The sequence below is a fragment of the Vibrio sp. CyArs1 genome, from assembly GCF_022432925.1.
GTDB classification, from domain to species: Bacteria; Pseudomonadota; Gammaproteobacteria; order Enterobacterales; family Vibrionaceae; genus Vibrio; species Vibrio mediterranei.
The window spans coordinates 648,637-667,356 of sequence record NZ_JAKRBO010000001.1 but is presented as its reverse complement, the minus strand read 5'-3'; the positions used below and the strand labels follow the sequence as shown (position 1 = coordinate 667,356).

The 18,720-nt window shown below is 43.1% G+C and carries 20 protein-coding genes; 11 read left to right on the top strand and 9 right to left on the bottom strand.

The window, feature by feature from the left end:
- Nucleotides 1-273 precede the first annotated feature (273 nt).
- Nucleotides 274-1,473 (top strand): NO-inducible flavohemoprotein, encoded by a 1,200-nt coding sequence (hmpA, locus tag MMA19_RS03100; protein ID WP_062461192.1) that lies wholly within the window; start codon nucleotides 274-276, stop codon nucleotides 1,471-1,473.
- Nucleotides 1,474-1,500: 27 nt separating this feature from the next.
- Here the strand turns inward: hmpA and MMA19_RS03095 are convergent, their stop codons facing one another.
- The 4 genes from MMA19_RS03095 to MMA19_RS03080 all read right to left on the bottom strand — a co-directional run bounded on the left by MMA19_RS03095 (nucleotide 1,501) and on the right by MMA19_RS03080 (nucleotide 4,527).
- A complete protein-coding gene (locus MMA19_RS03095) occupies nucleotides 1,501-2,040 on the bottom strand; it encodes a hypothetical protein (RefSeq protein WP_006069558.1) in 540 nt (179 codons plus the stop codon).
- Nucleotides 2,037-2,573: a YaeQ family protein gene (locus MMA19_RS03090; protein ID WP_006069559.1), complete on the bottom strand. Its 537-nt coding sequence runs from the start codon at nucleotides 2,571-2,573 to the stop codon at nucleotides 2,037-2,039. Before MMA19_RS03090 ends, MMA19_RS03095 begins: the two co-directional genes overlap by 4 nt.
- Before the next feature lie 144 nt (nucleotides 2,574-2,717).
- Nucleotides 2,718-2,927: a cold-shock protein gene (locus MMA19_RS03085; RefSeq protein ID WP_006069560.1), complete on the bottom strand. Its 210-nt coding sequence runs from the start codon at nucleotides 2,925-2,927 to the stop codon at nucleotides 2,718-2,720.
- Between the two features lie 436 nt (nucleotides 2,928-3,363).
- Complete coding sequence (locus tag MMA19_RS03080) at nucleotides 3,364-4,527, bottom strand: threonine/serine exporter family protein (RefSeq protein ID WP_240205483.1); 1,164 nt, start codon at nucleotides 4,525-4,527, stop codon at nucleotides 3,364-3,366.
- 251 nt (nucleotides 4,528-4,778) lie between these two features.
- On the opposite strand from MMA19_RS03080, the gene hpaC reads away from it, so the two are divergent.
- Nucleotides 4,779-5,285, top strand: coding sequence for a 4-hydroxyphenylacetate 3-monooxygenase, reductase component (gene hpaC, locus MMA19_RS03075; RefSeq protein ID WP_006069562.1), 507 nt, complete (start codon nucleotides 4,779-4,781; stop codon nucleotides 5,283-5,285).
- A 50-nt stretch (nucleotides 5,286-5,335) separates the two neighbouring features.
- On the opposite strand, the gene hpaR is transcribed toward hpaC, so the two are convergent.
- The 4 genes from hpaR to MMA19_RS03055 all read right to left on the bottom strand — a co-directional run bounded on the left by hpaR (nucleotide 5,336) and on the right by MMA19_RS03055 (nucleotide 8,776).
- Complete coding sequence (hpaR, locus tag MMA19_RS03070; RefSeq protein WP_006069563.1) at nucleotides 5,336-5,773, bottom strand: homoprotocatechuate degradation operon regulator HpaR; 438 nt, start codon at nucleotides 5,771-5,773, stop codon at nucleotides 5,336-5,338.
- A gap of 145 nt (nucleotides 5,774-5,918) precedes the next feature.
- Nucleotides 5,919-7,217 (bottom strand): TRAP transporter large permease, encoded by a 1,299-nt coding sequence (locus MMA19_RS03065; RefSeq protein WP_240205482.1) that lies wholly within the window; start codon nucleotides 7,215-7,217, stop codon nucleotides 5,919-5,921.
- Nucleotides 7,218-7,745 carry a TRAP transporter small permease gene (locus MMA19_RS03060; protein WP_006069565.1) on the bottom strand — a complete coding sequence of 176 codons (528 nt, stop codon included), beginning with the start codon at nucleotides 7,743-7,745 and terminating at the stop codon, nucleotides 7,218-7,220. It lies immediately after the preceding gene.
- 5 nt (nucleotides 7,746-7,750) lie between these two features.
- A complete protein-coding gene (locus tag MMA19_RS03055) occupies nucleotides 7,751-8,776 on the bottom strand; it encodes a TRAP transporter substrate-binding protein (RefSeq protein ID WP_240205481.1) in 1,026 nt (341 codons plus the stop codon).
- Nucleotides 8,777-9,276: 500 nt separating this feature from the next.
- On the opposite strand from MMA19_RS03055, the gene hpaH reads away from it, so the two are divergent.
- The 9 genes from hpaH (at nucleotide 9,277) to MMA19_RS03010 (ending at nucleotide 17,743) form a co-directional block, all read left to right on the top strand.
- Entirely contained in the window at nucleotides 9,277-10,080 is an 804-nt protein-coding gene (hpaH, locus tag MMA19_RS03050) for a 2-oxo-hept-4-ene-1,7-dioate hydratase (RefSeq protein ID WP_006069567.1), read from the top strand.
- A gap of 11 nt (nucleotides 10,081-10,091) precedes the next feature.
- A complete protein-coding gene (hpaI, locus tag MMA19_RS03045) occupies nucleotides 10,092-10,892 on the top strand; it encodes a 4-hydroxy-2-oxoheptanedioate aldolase (RefSeq protein ID WP_240205480.1) in 801 nt (266 codons plus the stop codon).
- A 12-nt stretch (nucleotides 10,893-10,904) separates the two neighbouring features.
- Nucleotides 10,905-11,552, top strand: a complete 648-nt coding sequence (locus MMA19_RS03040; protein ID WP_240205479.1) for a fumarylacetoacetate hydrolase family protein — start codon at nucleotides 10,905-10,907, stop codon at nucleotides 11,550-11,552.
- The gene (locus MMA19_RS03035; protein ID WP_171390963.1) at nucleotides 11,553-12,320 is read left to right on the top strand and encodes a fumarylacetoacetate hydrolase family protein; all 768 of its coding nucleotides are present in this window, start codon (nucleotides 11,553-11,555) and stop codon (nucleotides 12,318-12,320) included.
- A 26-nt stretch (nucleotides 12,321-12,346) separates the two neighbouring features.
- Nucleotides 12,347-13,870 carry a 5-carboxymethyl-2-hydroxymuconate semialdehyde dehydrogenase gene (gene hpaE, locus MMA19_RS03030; RefSeq protein WP_240205478.1) on the top strand — a complete coding sequence of 508 codons (1,524 nt, stop codon included), beginning with the start codon at nucleotides 12,347-12,349 and terminating at the stop codon, nucleotides 13,868-13,870.
- Nucleotides 13,871-13,961: 91 nt separating this feature from the next.
- Nucleotides 13,962-14,357, top strand: coding sequence for a 5-carboxymethyl-2-hydroxymuconate Delta-isomerase (locus MMA19_RS03025; protein ID WP_198559007.1), 396 nt, complete (start codon nucleotides 13,962-13,964; stop codon nucleotides 14,355-14,357).
- Between the two features lie 19 nt (nucleotides 14,358-14,376).
- On the top strand, nucleotides 14,377-15,345 hold the full coding sequence (locus tag MMA19_RS03020; protein WP_240205477.1) for an AEC family transporter: 969 nt from the start codon (nucleotides 14,377-14,379) through the stop codon (nucleotides 15,343-15,345).
- Between the two features lie 77 nt (nucleotides 15,346-15,422).
- Complete coding sequence (hpaD, locus tag MMA19_RS03015) at nucleotides 15,423-16,280, top strand: 3,4-dihydroxyphenylacetate 2,3-dioxygenase (RefSeq protein ID WP_240205476.1); 858 nt, start codon at nucleotides 15,423-15,425, stop codon at nucleotides 16,278-16,280.
- Nucleotides 16,281-16,288: 8 nt separating this feature from the next.
- Entirely contained in the window at nucleotides 16,289-17,743 is a 1,455-nt protein-coding gene (locus MMA19_RS03010; RefSeq protein WP_006069575.1) for an NAD-dependent succinate-semialdehyde dehydrogenase, read from the top strand.
- 70 nt (nucleotides 17,744-17,813) lie between these two features.
- Here MMA19_RS03010 and hpaA read toward each other — a convergent pair whose 3' ends face one another.
- On the bottom strand, nucleotides 17,814-18,689 hold the full coding sequence (gene hpaA / locus MMA19_RS03005; RefSeq protein ID WP_006069576.1) for a 4-hydroxyphenylacetate catabolism regulatory protein HpaA: 876 nt from the start codon (nucleotides 18,687-18,689) through the stop codon (nucleotides 17,814-17,816).
- Nucleotides 18,690-18,720 lie beyond the last annotated feature (31 nt).

The window sequence follows — 18,720 nt, the reverse complement described above, 5'->3', positions numbered from 1 at the left end:
GCTAGGCATTATAGAGTCATATTGACCTAAATTAAAGCAGTCATTTTGACTGATATTTAATAGTTAACTCTTGAATAAGTGAGAGTTTTTAAGGATTTCAAAATTGGCACGCTATGTGCTTTGTAGGTATTCGTTGAAAAACAAATAAGTGTGATTCTCAACTCGCACTATACCCGAGAGAAATATCTCAAGGGATACAACTAAAACTATAAAAAACAATATGAGACAGTCGAAGTTCGTACTGTAAAAGTCTAAGCCTTCTAGGGAGCGTATATGCTAAATAACAACCATATCGAAATCATCAAGAGCACAATTCCATTACTTGAGTCTGCAGGCCCTGCTTTAACTCAGCATTTCTATCAAAGAATGTTCTCTCACAACCCTGAGCTGAAGGACATCTTCAATATGACGCACCAAAAGACAGGGCGTCAAAGTGTTGCTCTATTCGAAGCTGTTGCTGCGTATGCTAAAAATATTGAAAACTTAGCGGCGCTTACTACAGCCGTTGAACGTATCGCGCACAAACATACTAGTTTTAATATCAAAGCAGAACACTATCAAATCGTTGGTCACCACCTCATTGAGACCTTAAGAGAGCTGGCGCCAGATGCGTTTACCAAAGAAGTTGAAGAAGCTTGGACTGAAGCTTACCTATTCTTAGCGCAAATCTTTATTGATCGTGAGGAAGAGCTATACCAGTTGCGTGAAAAGGCGACCGGTGGATGGCGCGGTACTCGCCGATTTGTGGTAACTGATAAAAAGCCTGAATCTGAGTTGGTTATGAGTTTTGTCCTTACTCCAGAAGATGGCGGCAAAGTCCTTGATTATGAAGTAGGGCAGTACCTAGGTGTACAGGTCACACCTTCAAAAGGTGAGAATGTAGAAATTCGCCAGTATTCACTTTCCCAAGCTCCAAATGGTGAAAATTACCGAATTTCTGTCAAGAAGGAAGGTAATAACAGCGACCAGCTAGGTTTGGTATCTCACTATTTGCATGATGAAGTGGAAGTGGGTACGGTGATCGAAATACTGCCTCCTGCAGGGGACTTCTTCTACAAAGAAGTTAATAAGCCGGTCGTTCTGATTTCTGCAGGTGTTGGCTGTACGCCAATGCAAGCAATGCTTCAACAGTTGGCAAAGGATGGCAAGTCCGATCCTGTTACCTATTTGCATGCCTGTGAAAACGAACAGCAACATTCTTTCATTGATGAGGTAGATACCATCGTATCAGCAAAAGGTTGGAACCATAGAGTGTGGTATCGTGAACCACTTAATGCAGAGGGTATCAATAATTCGAGCACAGGTTTAATGGATCTAGCACAAATCAAAGATTCTCTTCCAACGAACTTTGGGCACTTCTATACCTGCGGCCCAGTAGTCTTTATGGACCATGTTGTGAAGCAACTTGAATCGATTGGCGTTGAGCGAGACAGAATTCACTACGAGGTATTCGGACCTCACGCCAATCTTTAATCGCCACTAAAGAGCGGATTCAGCTCGCTAGTTGAACCATTTCTCAAACCACCGTTTCCATCCAGAAGACGGTGGTTTGTTTGCTTCAAATTCTCGAAAACCAAGATAATAGCTTTGGTTAAAGTCAGTACGTAGAGCATCAGCGCTTTGATCGAGCAATCCACTGATTGCGTTACTGGTTTGTGTTGCGTGGTCATTGGCCAAACTATAATCCATACCAAGATAGCCTTGAATATATAGCCATATATGCGTGACGAGTTGCAACTCTTCCAGCACCGGTAGCCGAAAAGCCTTCGCATGTTTCTCTTCAAGCTGTTGATCGAATATGGATTTCATTTCAGAGATTTGCTCTATATGAGATTCAACTGAGGAAAGAGCTTCAACGTTTAACTTAGTGAAAAGGCCAAGAAGCAGGTGAGTTGGGCTAGATTCTGGCTTGTTCTCTTGAGCTGTTGCATACAGCAAGTTTTCTCGTTCACACAAATTATCCAGTGCTTCAGACTGAACATTGACAAGTTGAATTTGATTAACCTTAATACTGTTGAGCGCTTCCCTCAATTCGATCATTTGTCTTGCAACTCCTCAATCGTCACTTCTGCTGATCCAGTCTCTGCGTCAACAAATAATGAGGTTCCGGTAATCATGACTGAGAGATCCATTGTGCGAGTGACTAGCGAAGAGAGGGCTTCAATCGAGTCATTATTGAAACGATAAACACTGGCATCGAGGTAACCGAATTTACCTTGGTTTTGCTGCCACCATACGTCGCTTTTAGTGTTGAAGCTGTATACTTTGGTCTTTTTAGCCAAACGTGTCGCTTTTTTGACGCGCTCAACGTCAGGCTCACCGATATCAATCCAAAGTAAGGTTTGATCGTCGAGAGATTTTTCCCAGATATCAGGCTCTTCAATCGTCGATAGTCCCTTTGTGAACTGCAGATCAGGAGAGGCATTGAGACAAAAAGCCATGAGCCTTGCCATCATACGTTGATGGTTTTCAGAAGGGTGCAGTGCTACGGTCAGATTAAAAGAGTCATAATAATCTCGATTCATATCCGTTAACGCTACGCGAAACTTATATATGGTTGGTTTTAGTGCCATGGGAGTGTCTAATTCGTAGAATAGTGATGTCTATAGTACGCTTATGGGCGCAAAAGGGTATAAACAATAGAGAGAATGTGCTTCAAGTGATATAAAAATAGCCAGCTTAGCTGGCTATTTATCAAAGGTATTGCTTACTGGCAGTTATACCAAAGTAATCTCTTCAGCTTGAGGACCTTTTTGGCCTTGTGTCACTTTGAATGCCACTTTTTGACCTTCAGCTAGAGTACGGAAACCGTCCGCTTTGATGTTGCTGAAGTGAGCGAACACGTCAGGACCATTTTCTTGTTGAATGAAGCCAAAGCCTTTAGTTTCGTTGAACCACTTAACTGTACCAGTAACTGTGTTAGACATATCTATATCCTAAATTTTACTATCTTTTGTTTCTTGTTTGCCAAATCCGGCAGCTATAGCGTGGAAAAGTAAATTGCTATTGCGTACAACGCGTCGGGGGAATTCCGAGAATTCAACGAATGCCTTTTGTAAACAATGGAACTATTTTTCTAGCCAGTCATGAATATAAGGTAGTTCTTACTTAAGTCAAAGATAGTTACTTGGAAAGTTGCTGAATATTTGAAGTTCAGCTCGTTTTTAAGTGTCAATTACATGACATTTCAAACAAACGAGCTTATTTTTATGATCTAAGTCAATACAAGGGCTTCTGGTATAACCCTTTGATATAAAACATTATTTCGATTAGTGAATTAATAGTTTTGTAAAGATTTTGCAAACAATTCTATTATTATGAATCCCACTAGAGTTCTATAAAATAATCTTCTTATTAAGTATTTTATCGCTCAATCTTTGGTGAGTAGATCGAATATGCGGTTATTTGTCCGGCTACGATAGCAGAGAACATAAATAATGCGGATAAACCGATGTTTGGTATCGGAAGAATCGATTGTTCAAACACTGATTGACTTGCACTAACGAGAACGCGGCTACCAGGAACAAGAATAATAATGCCTTGAACAATATAAATTGAGCCTGTTAGATCCAAGCGTTTCGCTACCCATGTACCGTATAACGTTATCAATACAGTGGTGACCCAAGTACCGACGATCCAGCCGCTATCAAAGCCTAAATAAAATGGCCCCCACATACCTAATACAGCAACGGGAAGACCCAACAAAATATCCTTAGGTCTAGCGTTGAAAATCACACCGATTGAGGTAGAGATAAGGAGTAATCCAAAGCAATGAAGCCAGAGTGGCACCTCATTGGTATAAGAGAGTGATTCTGTTTGCCCCCATAAAGCTTCACCAATATTCAAGCCCATTATCACACCAATGAACAGTTTGATGAGGGTAAGGGCACTCTGTCCTAATAGGGCAGTACCTGAAACGAGATCATTGAACGCCAAACACTCCAAAGAGTTAGCAATAGATAGGCCGGGCACAAATAGTACCACCGATGCAATACATAGCGCCCAAATAGGAATGGCCGCACCTGTACTTGCAATGAAGGCAACCAAAACGCCTGTCAATAACGCAGATACAAACTCAACAGCAATGGAGTTGCGACCTTTATAAATAAGTTGGCATATCCAAACCATCAAACCCAATAAGATGGAGAAGCCAATCGCTTCAAGCGTGCTTCCTACCAACATAAGATAGGCTGGTGGAATCCCCATATTGGCTAGGGCAACCACCCATTTAGGGTAACCAACGGGCTCAGGAAGCGGTTCGTTACTTGGTTGGTTGATACGGATAATGGTATTCGCGAGCAAACTGAGGTTAATGGATGCTGGCTTTAAACGCTTCATTACTACCGTATTGTTTTTGTCCGGAAACTGATAGTTGATAGCGGTAGGTGTTGCTTGAACCATTACATCAAGTCCGTGCTTTTGAGCATAGTATTGCGCGTACTTTTCCACTTTATATGGAGCACAACCACTTCGATGAAGTGTGTCGCCAATTTCTACGATTTTTGTGATGGTTTGTGGAGAAGGCATAGTTCCGTCTAATCAATTAAAAGCACTCGATTTAATGGCGTAAAGGTAACAGAGCTTAATAGAATTATCGAGAGTGAATATTCGAAATATTGTCAATTCTATGCAGTTTTATAATCACTGGACTGCGAAAAGTGCAAGCGATTGCGTGAACCGTCTATGTTCGGTACGAGCAAGGTGCTCCACAATGATGATACATAACAAGGAGTGCTAATAAATGCACCAATTTAAAGTCATCAAATAAGGAAGATACCATGTCTCTACAACAAGAATTTCGTAATGCTATGTCTAAATTGGCTGCGGCGGTCAACATTGTCACTACCGGCGGAGAGGCTGGAACCGTTGGCATTACCGCGACAGCAGTTTGCTCGGTGACTGACTCACCGGCAACTGTATTGGTCTGCGTCAATCGCTCGAGTGCGTCAAATGAGATCTTCAAAGCAAATGGTCGTATGTGTGTGAATACATGTGCGAGTGAACACCAAGAAATGTCCATGCACTTCGCTGGGATGACTGGATTGGAAATGGAAGAGCGTTTTGCTTTAGAAGGGTGGAACCTAAATCAATATCAAGTTCCAGTGTTAAAAGGAGCATTAACGACACTGGAAGGGCGTATTAGTGATATGAAAGAAATGGGTACGCATACAGTGCTGTTCTTAGAGGTTGAAGCAATTACGACTCAGGATAAGGACGCACTCATGTACTTCGACCGCCAATTTAAACATCTGCAAGCTGACGTCAAAGTAGCGGAAGTGGCCTAATTGCCATAGTTAGAGTTCTAAACTTGAAAACACCCGCCTAAGCGGGTGTTTTAGTGCTTGCTATCAATAAGTTCGTTGAGCAAATTGGAAAGTTGTGAGTACTTCTCTTCACCCATCCGTTGTTTAAGTGATACATATTGCTCTTCGATGCGAGGTCGAAGCGTCTCAACCAGCGCAACGGCTTTATTGGTCAAATGGATGTATGATTTACGACCGTCATGTTCGCATTTTTTCTTTTCAACGTAACCAAGCTTCTCTAGCCTATTAATGATGCCAGTCAGACTTGGGCTTAGAATACAAGATTCGCGGGAGAGTGTAGTAAAGTCAATTTCCCCTTTCGTATCCAATACACGCATGACACGCCATTGCTGTTCCGTGATGTCATTGCTGGCTAAAACTGGGCGAAAGTATTCCATTGCGATGTCTCTGGCCCGAATAAGTTGTAGCGGGAGAGAATCTTCGTATTTAGTCACTAAGTTAACCTTCATAATTTCCTTACTCGTAATAAACCATATATCAGAAACGAGGCGAAGTCATCCTATTGATATATGGTGAGTTATTTGTCAGCTAATACATGTAGATACATTGCTCTAAACGAAAAAGAGCTTTCCTCTACGGAAAGCTCTTTCTTAGTTAATACAACATGTTAGGTAAAAACAGAACAATTGCCGGAACCAAAACAATAACTGCTAAGCGAACCATGTCGGCTACCCAAAACGGAAACACCCCTTTAAAGATGGTCCCGGTATTTATGTCCTTAATAATCCCAGACAGCACAAAAACATTTAGCCCGACTGGTGGTGTGATTAAGCTGATCTCTGTTACGACAACGACCACAATGCCAAACCAGATAGGGTCAAAACCAAGTTCTACCACTACAGGGAAGAAGATTGGTACGGTGAGTAGCATCATTGACATACTTTCAAATACGCAACCCAAGATAATGTATATCAATAGAATCAGCCCCAACGCCATCATCGGTGTAACGTTGGCTGCTTGAATCATTTCAACCAATGCGGTAGGTAAACCGGCTCGGTTGATGAAATTGGATAGAATCAGCGCACAGATGACCACGGCGAACAAAGAGGCAGAAGTTTTTGCTGTGTCGACAAGAATATCTCGCATGACCTGATAATTCAGTTTACGACGATACGCAGCAAGGGCAAACGCTCCAGTAGCACCTATACCAGCAGCTTCAGTTGGCGTGAACGCACCGACGTATATGCCTCCCATGACTAGTACAAAAAGAAGTAGTGTCGATAGAATCCCTCTTAAGGCAACAAATCGTCCTTTCCAGTTAACGCGTTCTCCGGGAGGCGCGCTGTCTGGCGATCGAAAGACTACCCATTGAACGGCTGCGAGATAAAGACCAATACCAAGTAGGCCTGGTAGGAAGCCTGCGGCAAATAACTCTCGTATACTGCTCTCGGTTAATAGACCGTAGATAACGAGCATGACGCTTGGAGGAATCAAAATTCCAAGTGTTCCGCCAGCAGCAATCGAGGCCGCGGCCAAACCGTCTGAATATCCATATTTTCTCATTGGCGGCATGGCGACTTTAGACATGGTGGCAGACGTCGCTAAGCTTGAGCCGCAAATCGCTGAAAACCCACCACAAGCCAAAATGGTCGACATGGATAAGCCACCTTTTTTGTGGCCGACAAACGCATTGCACGCTCGGTATAGTTCATTGGATAGCCCTGCTTTGGTGACAAAGTTACCCATCAAGATAAATAGTGGTATGACGGAAAGACTGTAATCTTGTCCGGTGTCGATAATGCGTCTTGCTGCCATCGACATTGCCGCGTTCCAGTTGTAATCGTTGATGTACCAAAAGCCAATAAAGCCAACAACTCCCATTGCAAAAGCAAGTGGCAAGCGAAGAAATACCATGATGATAAGGGCTGTAAAGCCAATAATGGACTCTATCATTTAAGCCTCCTTGCTCGTTGTGTTTATCGTATTTTTTGCTGGTTTACTATTAAATAGACCCTTGGCATAAAGCAATGCGTTAAGGCCTGTTAATGCTCCGCCTACAAAGCCAGTAATCGATATCAAATACGTGACGTATCCCAGTGGCATCTCGAGTATTTCTGTTACTTCTTCGTAATCCAACGAGCGACCGGCTAACTTCCAGTTCATCATGGCTACAAGTATTAAAGAACATGAGCAAATGAGGTTGATCACCACCTGTCTTAGGCCTATCCATTTTTCAGGAAAGTAGTTATCCAGAAGGTCGACACAAATATTCTCTTCATTCCAAGAGACAAGAGGAAACGCCATAAAAACCATAACTGCGAGCAATACTTCAATAAGCTCAGTCGAACCCATCACAGGAGCGTTAAAGAAATATCGACCAGTCACATCAACAAACGTAATCAACATCATGAGCAGTAAGCTGATGGCAGCGAGAGCTTCAAGCCCTCGCTGTATGGTCTTAGCAATACTAAAACCATTCATAATTACTACAATCCTTGTTCAAGTTGTTGATAGAAGTAGTCGTAAGCCGCGTGGCCATCAACTTTGCGTTTCTCCGCAACCTTGTACCAGTTGGAAACTAATGGCTCACTCGATTTCTTGAGTTCAGCGATCATTTCTGGGGAGGCTGGAGTGAAAGTATGGCCGCCTTCCAAAGCAGTGGTATAAGCGGAATTGTCCACGTCATCCCACATTTTACCAAATAAGCGCGATAGCTTCTCACCCGAGACATTCTTAATTGCTTCTTGGTCCTCTTTAGATAGGTCATGCAACGTGTCGAGATTCATGACGATTGCAAAACTACCGCGGTACAGACCACCAGGAATCACTAAAGTGTTATCTGCGACTTCTGCTAGGCGGAACGAGCTCAATGCTTCTACAGGTTGATAAGCGCCCTCGACGACACCTTGCGAGATCGACTCGTAGACTTTGGTGGTGGGAATAAAGACAGGTGTTACCTTCATATCTTTAGCAACGGATGAAATAACACCACCGCCGACACGAATCTTTTTGCCTTGGAGAGACTCTAGTGATTTGACTGGATTTTTGGTGATGAGTTGTCCAGGTCCATGTACGCTTAGCGCCATTACTTCAACGCCACGATGTTCACGACCTTTTTTCAGATACTTCTCGTATGTACGCCAATAAGCCTGAGACATTAACTCTGAGCTAGTACCTTCAGAAAAAGTTGGAATTTCAGGAAGTTGAGTTAACTGAAAACGACCTGCTTTATGTCCATGGAAGATCCAAGTTACATCACCGATACCATCAGTAACTACATCTATCTGTGTTTGAGGTGGTGCAAGATCATACTCGATTTTAATACCAACCCGACCATCTGTAGCTTTTTCGATCCATTGACCCCAAGTTGGCCAAACCACTTTGTTGATACCATGGTTTGGGGAGCCCCAAGTGCTTATTTTAATTATTTTTTCTGGTTCTGCGTGTACAGAGAAAGAACTTAATAAAAGTAGAGCAGTACTAGTAATGGTGGCGACTTTGTTTACTCGCATAACGTATTTCCTTTCGTTTCACGGTTTATTTATTGCTCTGTTCCTGCTTGAGCATTGCCCACTTAGTGAGTCGTTGTTTGAATACTTAATATATTAACTACTTTTATCAGAATGCGAATCTGTTGTGTTAATTAAATGTAGGCAAAATGCTTAATATGTTAACTAGATCAATGAATCAAAAATTAATCACAGGTTTATAAAAAGAACTAAGTGATAAAAACCTCATTTCACTTCTTCTGTTGGCACAATAGTGTGATGTTAATCAATTTTACAATGTAAATGGATTACAGTCTCATGGTCTATAAAACGAGAATATATCAAATAATATATAAATATCAGTGTCTTATGTGGTGAGTTTGGGTTTCTGGACTTTATTTAATATATTAACTAAAGTACTTAACATGTTAATTAAATCGGCGAGTGTATCGCTCGGTTTGCAAAGGCCAGTTGATAATTAAAAGGTCGAAATAGAAGTCAGTACTGAAACGAAAGGAAGTCGAATGTTAACAGAAGAGCAAATTCAAGTAGCTGCGGAACGCCTTTATAAAGCAGAGAAGAATAGAGAGCAAATTACCGCTCTTACGCTTGATTACCCAGAAATGTCGATGGAAGACGCATACAAAATTCAAAGTCGATGGGTAGATAGGAAGAAAAGAGAGGGTGCAAAAGTCAAAGGTTACAAAATTGGCCTTACGTCTCGAGCGATGCAAATGGCAGTCAGCATTGATCAACCGGATTATGGCGTACTGCTCGACGACATGTTTTTTTCAGACGGCTCACAGATACCTGTTGGCGACTTTCTCGATCCTCGTATTGAGGTTGAGCTTGCCTTCGTACTAAAAGAAAAACTAGAAGGTGACAATGTCACTATTTTTGATGTGCTTAATGCTACCGACTATGTGGTTCCAGCATTGGAGCTGATAGCTGCTCGTTGTCACCGAACTGATCCCGAAACTGGTTATACGCGAAAAGTTTACGACACAATCGCGGATAACGCGGCTAACGGAGGAATCATTATCGGTGGAAGGCCAATTAAACCTACAGAATTAGACCTTCGTTGGGCAGGCGCCATGCTTTACCTCAACGGACAAATTGAAGAAACCGGGTTGGCAGCTGGCGTATTAGGGCATCCTGCGAATGGTATATGTTGGGTATGCAAACGCTTTGCACCACATGGTGTTTCATTAGAGCCTGGACAGGTCATTTTAGCGGGTTCTTTCACTCGTCCCGTAGCAGTGAAAGAGGGAGATACGATTCACGCGGACTTTGGTCCATTAGGCGGAATCTCGGTCAAATTTGTTTAAGGATAATTGAGATGCTTGAAAACAAATTTAAACAATCTTTAAAAGGCCATGATCCATTGTGGGGGTTATGGTTGGGGTTACCTGACACAAGTTGTGCAGAGATCTGTGGAAGCGCTGGGTTCGATTGGGTACTCATTGATGGTGAGCATGCTTCGTTTGATCTAACGGGTATTAAGCATCACTTACAAGCTCTGGCGCCTCACAGTGCTTCACCAATCGTCAGAGCGGAAGACGGTAATCCAACACTAATCAAAAGGTTGCTCGATATTGGCGCACAAACGGTTTTAGTACCGATGGTTAATGATGCGAACGAAGCCGAGCAAGTGGTTAAGTCAGCACTTTATCCGCCACTCGGTCACCGTGGTATTGGCAGTGCTTTAGCAAGAGCGTCCCAGTGGAATAGAGTTCCTCAATATCTACACCGAGCGAATGAGCAGATCTGTATTTTGGTGCAAGTCGAAACCAAGCAAGCTATTGACAATATTGAAGCAATTGCAGCGGTGGAAGGTATTGACGGCATATTTATCGGACCTTCGGACTTGTCGGGCTCAATGGGGCATATCGGTAACCCGTCTCATCCAGAAGTTGTTGCAGCAATTGACCACGCGATAGAGGTCATTCAACACGCCGGTAAAGCAACGGGGATACTGTCATTAAACCCTCAGCAAGCACGCGAATATGCAGCGAGAGGCGTTAAGTTCATAGGTGCTGGTGTTGATACGTTGTTGCTCCGACTTGGTGCAGAACAACTTGCTTACAAGCTTAACCATGTAGATGACATTGAAACGCCAGTCATTGATAACGTTTATTAAGCAGGAAATATGATGAAAACAAAACTACAAGGAAAAGTGGTGTGTGTGGCTCTCAATGACCAACAGCAATTGGATAAGATGACGATTGAGTTTGAACAAGCACCCTATAAGGCTCTACCCACTGAACCAGTATTGTACTTCAAACCCCACAATACTTGGAATAATGACAATAGTCCCATTGATTGGCCACACCAAGATAAAGCGTTGGTTGTTGGAGCGAGTCTTGCGGTTATTATCGGGCAGCAATGCTGTCGAGTCGCCGTGCAAAATGCCGAAGAGTATATTGGCGGCTTCGCGTTGCTGCATGACTTTTCCCTCCCAGAGAAAAGCTACTACCGCCCAGATATTAAAGGAAAATGTTTAGACAATTCCGCAACCTTGTCTGCGCCAGTATCAGCTTCTGACATACCGAACCTTAGAGAGCTTGAGCTGACGACGTCTGTGAACGGCTCTGTTAAACGTTACTTTCCAATAAGTCGTCAACACCGTTCGATTGAGACACTTATCAGCAAAATTTCCCACATCATGACCTTAGAAAAAGGAGACGTAATTGCTGTTGGATTTGCTGGTGAGCGCGTGGAGTTGCAACCTTATGACCAAGTGAATTCAAGCTTAGGTGATGTACTTCGCCTTGAAAATATTGTTACAGGAGGTGAGTAAATGAGACGGGCAAGAATAGATTATCAAGGGCAAACGCTAAACGTAACGGTGAATGATGATTTATCTGTAACGAAGCAATCTGGCGAAAAAATAGCAAAGGATACGTTTAAGTGGCTGGTACCAATAGAGAACCCAGGAACCATTTTTGCGCTGGGTCTTAATTATGCCGATCACGCTTCAGAGCTTGCTTTTGAACCACCTAAAGAGCCACTGGTTTTCCTTAAAGGTCAAAATACATTAACAGCACACGGTCAACCTTCTTACCGCCCTGATGATATCGAGTTTATGCATTATGAATGTGAGCTTGTTGCTGTGATTGGCAAGGAAGCACGAAACGTGAAGCGTCAAGATGCTTTGCAATACGTCTCGGGTTTGACGGTATGTAACGACTACGCCATCCGTGACTATTTAGAGAATTACTACCGTCCAAATCTACGAGTAAAAAGCCGAGACTCTCTTTGTCCGATTGGACCTTGGATAGTGGATATTGATGATATTGGAGATATCAACAACCTGACGTTGGAAACTCGTGTTAATGGTGAAGTCACTCAGCAAGGTACGACGGCGGATATGATTTTCGACATTCCATTTCTTATTGAATATCTAAGCCAATTTATGACTCTTAAACCCGGAGACCTAATTGCGACGGGCACACCTAAAGGTCTGAAAGACATTCAACCGGGTGATGTAGTGACGTGCGAAATCGCAGAGGTGGGTACGCTTGAAAACCCAGTGTTATCTGAGCAGGCATTCTACGAACAACGATAAATTCAAAAGGATAAAGGAATTACATCATGGCTCAACAACTCGACTTAAATTTGACTAAAGCAGAACAATATCTCACTAAATACAGGGAACGCACTTTAGGTCACTATATTGGCGGCGAATGGACACTTGGAAGCGAAGGGGAAACATTTGAGAATCTCTCGCCAACGAACAACGAACCCTTGGGGTTGGTGGTTAAAGGCTCTGAAGAAGATGTACATCAAGCGTGTTTAGCAGCACAGAAAGCGTTTACTGAGTGGGCCGATTTACCTGGTGCTCAACGTAAGAAGATACTTCATTGTTTAGCGGATAAAATAGAAGAGCGTGCTGAAGAAATTGCGCTTGTTGAATCTATGGATTGTGGGCAGCCATTACGATTTATGAAACAAGCTGCGATTCGTGGTGCTGCCAATTTCCGTTTCTTTGCTGACAAATCACCGGAAGCTAAAAACGGTCTATCACTTCATCAAGATGACCATACAAACTATACCGTTAGGACACCAATTGGGCCAGTGGGCGTGATTACGCCTTGGAATACTCCGTTTATGCTTTCTACTTGGAAGATTGCACCAGCGTTAGCCGCGGGCTGTACCGTTGTGCATAAGCCAGCCGAGTTTAGTCCTTTGACGGCAGCCATTCTTGCAGAGTGTGCCGAAGAAGCGGGGTTGCCGGCCGGAGTGTGGAACATGGTGAATGGTTTCGGCGAAGTTGCTGGCAAAGCGCTGACCGAGCACAAAGCCATAAAAGCAGTCGCGTTTGTTGGTGAGACAGTCACTGGTTCCATGATCCAAGCGCAAGGCGCGCCGACATTAAAACGAGTTCACTTTGAACTAGGCGGTAAAAACCCAGTGATCGTGTTTAATGATGCGGACTTTGAACGTGCACTGGATGCGGTGGTTTTCATGATATACAGCCTAAATGGGCAGCGCTGCACAAGTTCCAGTCGATTGCTAATTCAAAAAGGAATCAAACCTAAATTTATCGAAGCGTTAAAGGCACGTGTGGAAAATATTCAGGTAGGACATCCGTTAGACCCAGAAACAGAAGTAGGGCCGCTAGTTCATCAGTCGCACTACAACAAAGTGCTTAGCTATATGGATGCTGCAAAAGAGGATGGAGCGACAGTAGCAGTTGGTGGTCGAGCTATCAAGGAGTTAGGTAACGGTAACTACCTTACGCCAACGTTGTTTACTGAAGCCGATAATACTATGCGTATTGCCAAAGAAGAGATTTTCGGTCCAGTGCTTACTTGCATCGAATTTGAATCCGAGGAACAGGCGATTGAGATAGCGAACGATACGGATTACGGGTTGTCGGGATACATTTGGACATCCAATACGGGTCGAGCCATGCGATTGGCGAGTAAGGTGGAAGCGGGCATGATTTGGGTGAATTCAGAAAACAACCGCAATCTACCATCGCCTTTTGGAGGAGTAAAAATGTCTGGGATTGGGCGAGACGGGGGAGATTGGAGCTTTGACTTCTACATGGAAACTAAAAATATCTGTATTGCTCATGATACACACAACGTTCCGACGTTAGGAAAACGCTAGGTCATTTGACCATTCAGTATTCGTTAAAAGTAATGGCAATTGCGCAGGCTCGTTTCAGCGATTGTAGCGAGCCTATTTTAAGGAGATGAAAATGCCGCATTTCATAATGGAGTTCTCACCAAACATAGAGAAGGATGTAGACATACCGGAATTAATGAAAGTTATCCATCGAGAAGCCATTGCTACGGGTGTTTTTCCTAAGGGTGGAATTCGAACCCGTGCGGTCAAAAGTGATTACTATCTTATCGCGGATGAGGATCCAGAAAATAGGTTTGTCCACCTAACGGCAAAAGTCGGTACGGGCAGAGACCTAGATGTTAGAAGAAAAGCTGCTGAACAAATTTTCGAGGTATTTTCAGCGTATTTAAAGCCAGTATTCGAACAGCAATACTTAAGTATTGGCTTTGAGATGATAGAACTGCATCCAGAGCTTAATTTTAAGAAAAATAATATTCATCAGAAGCTTACTAGTCAGTCTCAGACTTGAAAGTGGAAGGAGAAGACTCGTGATAGCTATCGAACATCTCCAATATGTAGTGATGACTATTCTCCCGGTATTTCTTGTTATTGGCCTGGGTTATCTTGCTTCTAAGAATAAAGTCATACCGGAAAATGGTCATAAAGCGTTGGCAGCGTTTGTTTTCAACTTCGGATTGCCAGCCGCTATTTTCAGTGCATTAAGTACTAAGCCTCTGGAAGAGGTATGGAATGTGGCTTATGTAATGGTGTACACCGTTGGTTCGCTTTTAGCCTTTACGTTTGTTGCTGTTCTTTGTGTTTTTGCGCTAAAAAAAACGGTCACAGAAAGTACTATTCTGGGGTTGGGAAGCTGCTTTTCCAACAGCTTGTTGATCGGTTTTCCCGTTATTTACTTCCTGTTCGGTACCTCTGCATTAGTACCATTTTCTCTGACCTTAGTTGTTGAGAATTTAATTATGTTGCCGCTTTTGTTAGCTCTTGCAGATATGTCTAACTCGAACAAATCTACTCGTTTTCTTAAGAAGCTATCAGATACAGGGAGAAGCGTTTTAAAGAATCCGATCGTATTGTCTATTTTGCTCGGGATGTTGGTCTCTGGACTGAACATCAATACACCAGAAATGGCTGAACGGATGGTCGAGATGCTCGCCAATACTGTTACCGGTGTTGCGCTGTTTACGATTGGCGGCGGCTTGGTTGGTGTGCGAGTCAATGGCATGAAAAAGGAGATAGGGACAGTAGTATTTGGAAAACTAGTCATTCATCCTCTGCTTCTGCTGGTGATGATTGTCCTTTGGTTCGATCTCGATCCTACGATGAGTGCAGTCGCTGTCATTTTGGCGAGTATGCCAATGTTTGGTGTCTATGCCGTAATTGGGCAGAGATACAACATGGGAGGGTTGTGTTCGGCGGTTCTACTACCTACCACCATTATAGCGATGGCAACGGTCAGTGTAGTGACGACCAGTGTCATTACGATCTTCAGTTTGTATTAGTTTTATATTCAATAACCTATCAACCAATAATGGAGCTTCTTGCCACAGAGCGAAGCCTTATTCAAAAGGAACCGAAAATGGGAAAATTATGTGTTGCCGCCAAAATTACTCACGTGCCTACCATGATCATGTCAGAGCAACCAGGCAGATTACATGGTTGTCGTAAATCAGCGATAGATGGGCATAAACAAATTGCTCAGATGGCTAAAGATCTTGATGTCGATACAGTGGTGGTTCTGGATACACACTGGCTGGTGAATGCTGGATATCATATTAACTCGCGAGATAGATTCTCGGGAAACTATACCAGTAACGAGTTCCCTCATTTTATCCAAAACCTAGAATACCAATATTACGGTAATACTGATTTAGGCGATAAAATCGCAGAGTGCGCGACTGAAAAAGGCGTGTTTACTTTGTCTCATCAAGTTGAATCATTAGACCTAGAGTACGGCACGCTAGTGCCAATGCGTTATATGAATGAAGACTGTCAGTTTAAAGTGGTCTCAATTGCTGCGTGGTGCACGGTGCATGATATTGAGTCTTCACGCAAACTCGGAGAAGCCATCCGTGAAGCGATAGAAGAAAGTTGCAGTCGAGTGATGTTACTAGCCTCTGGCTCGCTATCACACAGAATATGGAATAATGAGGAGTATGAAGCCAACAACGGCACGTTCACTATCTCAAAGGAGTTTAACCGCCAAGTAGACTTGCGCGTACTGGAACTCTGGGCCCAGCGTGATTACGGCACTTTCCTCGAGATGCTTCCTGATTATGCAAACCTTTGTTCAGGTGAAGGGGGAATGCATGACACTGCTATGCTATTTGGCGCTCTGGGATGGGATAAGTATGAAGGTAGAAGTGAAGTAATAACAGAATACTTCCCTAGCTCTGGCACAGGGCAAGTTAACGTAGTATTTGAAGTGATTGACTAGGAGAGCACATGAAACTCAATAATCCTAAATTATTGATTCAGCAACGCTGTTTTATTGGCGGTGAATGGTTTAGTTCACCTAACGGCACTTATGATGTGGTTTATAACCCATCGAATCAACAAGAGATTGGTTCAGTGCCTCGACTGGGCAAAGCGGAAGCAGAGTTAAGTGTTGAGGTTGCACAATCTGCATTCCAATTGTGGAAGGACACCACTGCCGAGCATAAGTCCGTGGTATTGAGAAAATGGTATGATTTGATTGTTGAAAATACCGAAGATCTTGCCACAATTTTAACCTCAGAACAGGGCAAACCACATGCAGAAGCGAAAGGTGAGATTACCTACGCTGCAAGCTTTGTATTGTGGTATAGCGAAGAAGCGAAACGCGCTTATGGAGAAATGATCCCTAGTCATAAGACTGATGGAAAAATCGTTGTGACTAAGGAGCCTATTGGTGTGGTCGCAGCAATCACGCCTTGGAATTTTCCTGCAGCGATGATCACCAGAAAATGTGCACCTGCATTTGCAGCGGGCTGTTCAGTAGTGTTAAAACCAGCGCCTGATACGCCTTTTACTGCATTTGCTCTCGCTGAATTAGCACAACAGGCGGGTATTCCTAATGGACTGCTAAACGTGATTACCGGTGACGCAGTTGAAATCGGCAGCGTTGTTACTGCACACAAATGGGTGCGCAAAGTATCGTTCACTGGGTCAACTAACGTAGGTAAGATCCTAATGAATCAATCCGCCTCATCTATTAAAAAAATGGCGCTAGAGCTTGGAGGTAATGCTCCGTTCATTGTATTTGATGATGCTGATATAGATGCCGCTGTTGAAGGGGCGATGATTGCAAAGTTCAGAAATGCTGGACAAACCTGTGTATGCGCAAACCGTATTTTTGTTCAGGAGGCGGTTTATGATGAATTTGCTTCTAAGTTAACCAAGAAAGTCCAAGCGTTAAAAGTAGGCGACGGTTTTGAGCAAGGCGTGACCATAGGGCCTCTGATTAATGCTCAAGCCGTGGCAAAAGTACAATCGCACGTGGATGATGCCATTGTAAAAGGTGCTCAGATTCGGTGCGGTGGATTTGATGAGCGCTATCGTCAGTTTGTGACTCCTTTCGTATTGACAGGTGTCACCGATGATATGTTAGTAGCACATGAAGAAACCTTCGGGCCGTTGGCGCCATTATTTAAGTTCCAGTCAGTCGAAGAAGTGATTGCCAGAGCAAATAACACAGACTCAGGATTGGCTGCTTATTTCTATACTCAGTCGTTGGCGAAGGCGTGGACAGTTGGTGATGCGTTGGAAGTGGGTATGATTGGTATCAATGAAGGTCTCATTTCTACTGCTGCTGCACCATTTGGAGGAGTTAAAGAGTCGGGGCTAGGGCGTGAAGGTTCCCGACATGGAATGGAAGAGTTTATGGAGATGAAATACATGTTTATGGGTGGTTTAAAGTAATAAAAAGCGAGTGTCCACATTCACCATTCTTAACAGAATATTCAATACATCCTCATAGAGGAAGAGGCAGCTATTGCTGCTCTCTTTCTCTGAACTCTGTTGCCGTCTCACCAGCGTTTTTCTTAAAAAAACGAGCAAAGTAAGCGGGGTCTTGGTATCCCAATTCATATGCGACTTCTTGTACTGACATGGCCGTCAATAGTAATAGTCTTCTAGCCTCTTGCATTACTCTATCAGAGGCTAAACGTTTTGACGCTAAGCCACTAATACGTTTACAGATATCGTTTAACCGTGCTGTTGTTAATCCGAGTTTTTCTGCATACTGAGGAAGCGTCCAATGAGACTTGTAGTGTTGTTCAATAAGTTGGCTAAATTGATTAAAAATATGAACATCGCTACTACGATAAGTAGTATTGGTTGGTTGAGCATTTGCTAAGCGAATAACATCGATCAGTATAAGTTGTAAGATCGACTGGCAGGCGATGTCATTCATAAAATCTGATCCGCTTTGTTCCGCTATCAAATGCTCAAAAAGTGTCACTAAACGATGCCCACTTTCGAGCTCTGTGCAAAAAGGTTGCATGGCGGTAGAAGCAACATCATTTCTTCCAATTTCAATGTCTAATAACCTCCAAACAAGGGTTTGACTGGCTGTAATAACAAAGCCACTAGCGTGATCTTCTGTGACAAAAGAGTGAGGAACGGTCGGGGGAGTAAAGAACAGTGTGACACCGTTCCGCGAGTAGTGAGATTCATCGAGTAAAACGTGCGTGTTCCCTTCCAAAATACAGTGAATTTGATAGTAACGATCGTGATAATGAGTTGGCATGTTACGACCAAAGAACAAGGCTAGACTATCCAATTTTTCAACGTGAAAGTCATTATCCTGATAACGAGAGTCGTACACTTTACCAATATTCAGGTTAGGGATAGTGAGAGATTCCATATGCTTTATCTTCTCAATTTGAGTTAATAGT

What these genes read in the sequence shown, in the direction of transcription:
- hmpA (WP_062461192.1), top strand. Translation starts at nt 274, where the DNA reads ATGCTAAATAACAACCATATCGAAATCATCAAGAGCACAATTCCATTA.
- MMA19_RS03095 (WP_006069558.1), bottom strand. Translation starts at nt 2,040, where the DNA reads ATGATCGAATTGAGGGAAGCGCTCAACAGTATTAAGGTTAATCAAATT.
- MMA19_RS03090 (WP_006069559.1), bottom strand. Translation starts at nt 2,573, where the DNA reads ATGGCACTAAAACCAACCATATATAAGTTTCGCGTAGCGTTAACGGAT.
- MMA19_RS03085 (WP_006069560.1), bottom strand. Translation starts at nt 2,927, where the DNA reads ATGTCTAACACAGTTACTGGTACAGTTAAGTGGTTCAACGAAACTAAA.
- MMA19_RS03080 (WP_240205483.1), bottom strand. Translation starts at nt 4,527, where the DNA reads ATGCCTTCTCCACAAACCATCACAAAAATCGTAGAAATTGGCGACACA.
- hpaC (WP_006069562.1), top strand. Translation starts at nt 4,779, where the DNA reads ATGTCTCTACAACAAGAATTTCGTAATGCTATGTCTAAATTGGCTGCG.
- hpaR (WP_006069563.1), bottom strand. Translation starts at nt 5,773, where the DNA reads ATGAAGGTTAACTTAGTGACTAAATACGAAGATTCTCTCCCGCTACAA.
- MMA19_RS03065 (WP_240205482.1), bottom strand. Translation starts at nt 7,217, where the DNA reads ATGATAGAGTCCATTATTGGCTTTACAGCCCTTATCATCATGGTATTT.
- MMA19_RS03060 (WP_006069565.1), bottom strand. Translation starts at nt 7,745, where the DNA reads ATGAATGGTTTTAGTATTGCTAAGACCATACAGCGAGGGCTTGAAGCT.
- MMA19_RS03055 (WP_240205481.1), bottom strand. Translation starts at nt 8,776, where the DNA reads ATGCGAGTAAACAAAGTCGCCACCATTACTAGTACTGCTCTACTTTTA.
- hpaH (WP_006069567.1), top strand. Translation starts at nt 9,277, where the DNA reads ATGTTAACAGAAGAGCAAATTCAAGTAGCTGCGGAACGCCTTTATAAA.
- hpaI (WP_240205480.1), top strand. Translation starts at nt 10,092, where the DNA reads ATGCTTGAAAACAAATTTAAACAATCTTTAAAAGGCCATGATCCATTG.
- MMA19_RS03040 (WP_240205479.1), top strand. Translation starts at nt 10,905, where the DNA reads ATGAAAACAAAACTACAAGGAAAAGTGGTGTGTGTGGCTCTCAATGAC.
- MMA19_RS03035 (WP_171390963.1), top strand. Translation starts at nt 11,553, where the DNA reads ATGAGACGGGCAAGAATAGATTATCAAGGGCAAACGCTAAACGTAACG.
- hpaE (WP_240205478.1), top strand. Translation starts at nt 12,347, where the DNA reads ATGGCTCAACAACTCGACTTAAATTTGACTAAAGCAGAACAATATCTC.
- MMA19_RS03025 (WP_198559007.1), top strand. Translation starts at nt 13,962, where the DNA reads ATGCCGCATTTCATAATGGAGTTCTCACCAAACATAGAGAAGGATGTA.
- hpaD (WP_240205476.1), top strand. Translation starts at nt 15,423, where the DNA reads ATGGGAAAATTATGTGTTGCCGCCAAAATTACTCACGTGCCTACCATG.
- MMA19_RS03010 (WP_006069575.1), top strand. Translation starts at nt 16,289, where the DNA reads ATGAAACTCAATAATCCTAAATTATTGATTCAGCAACGCTGTTTTATT.
- hpaA (WP_006069576.1), bottom strand. Translation starts at nt 18,689, where the DNA reads ATGGAATCTCTCACTATCCCTAACCTGAATATTGGTAAAGTGTACGAC.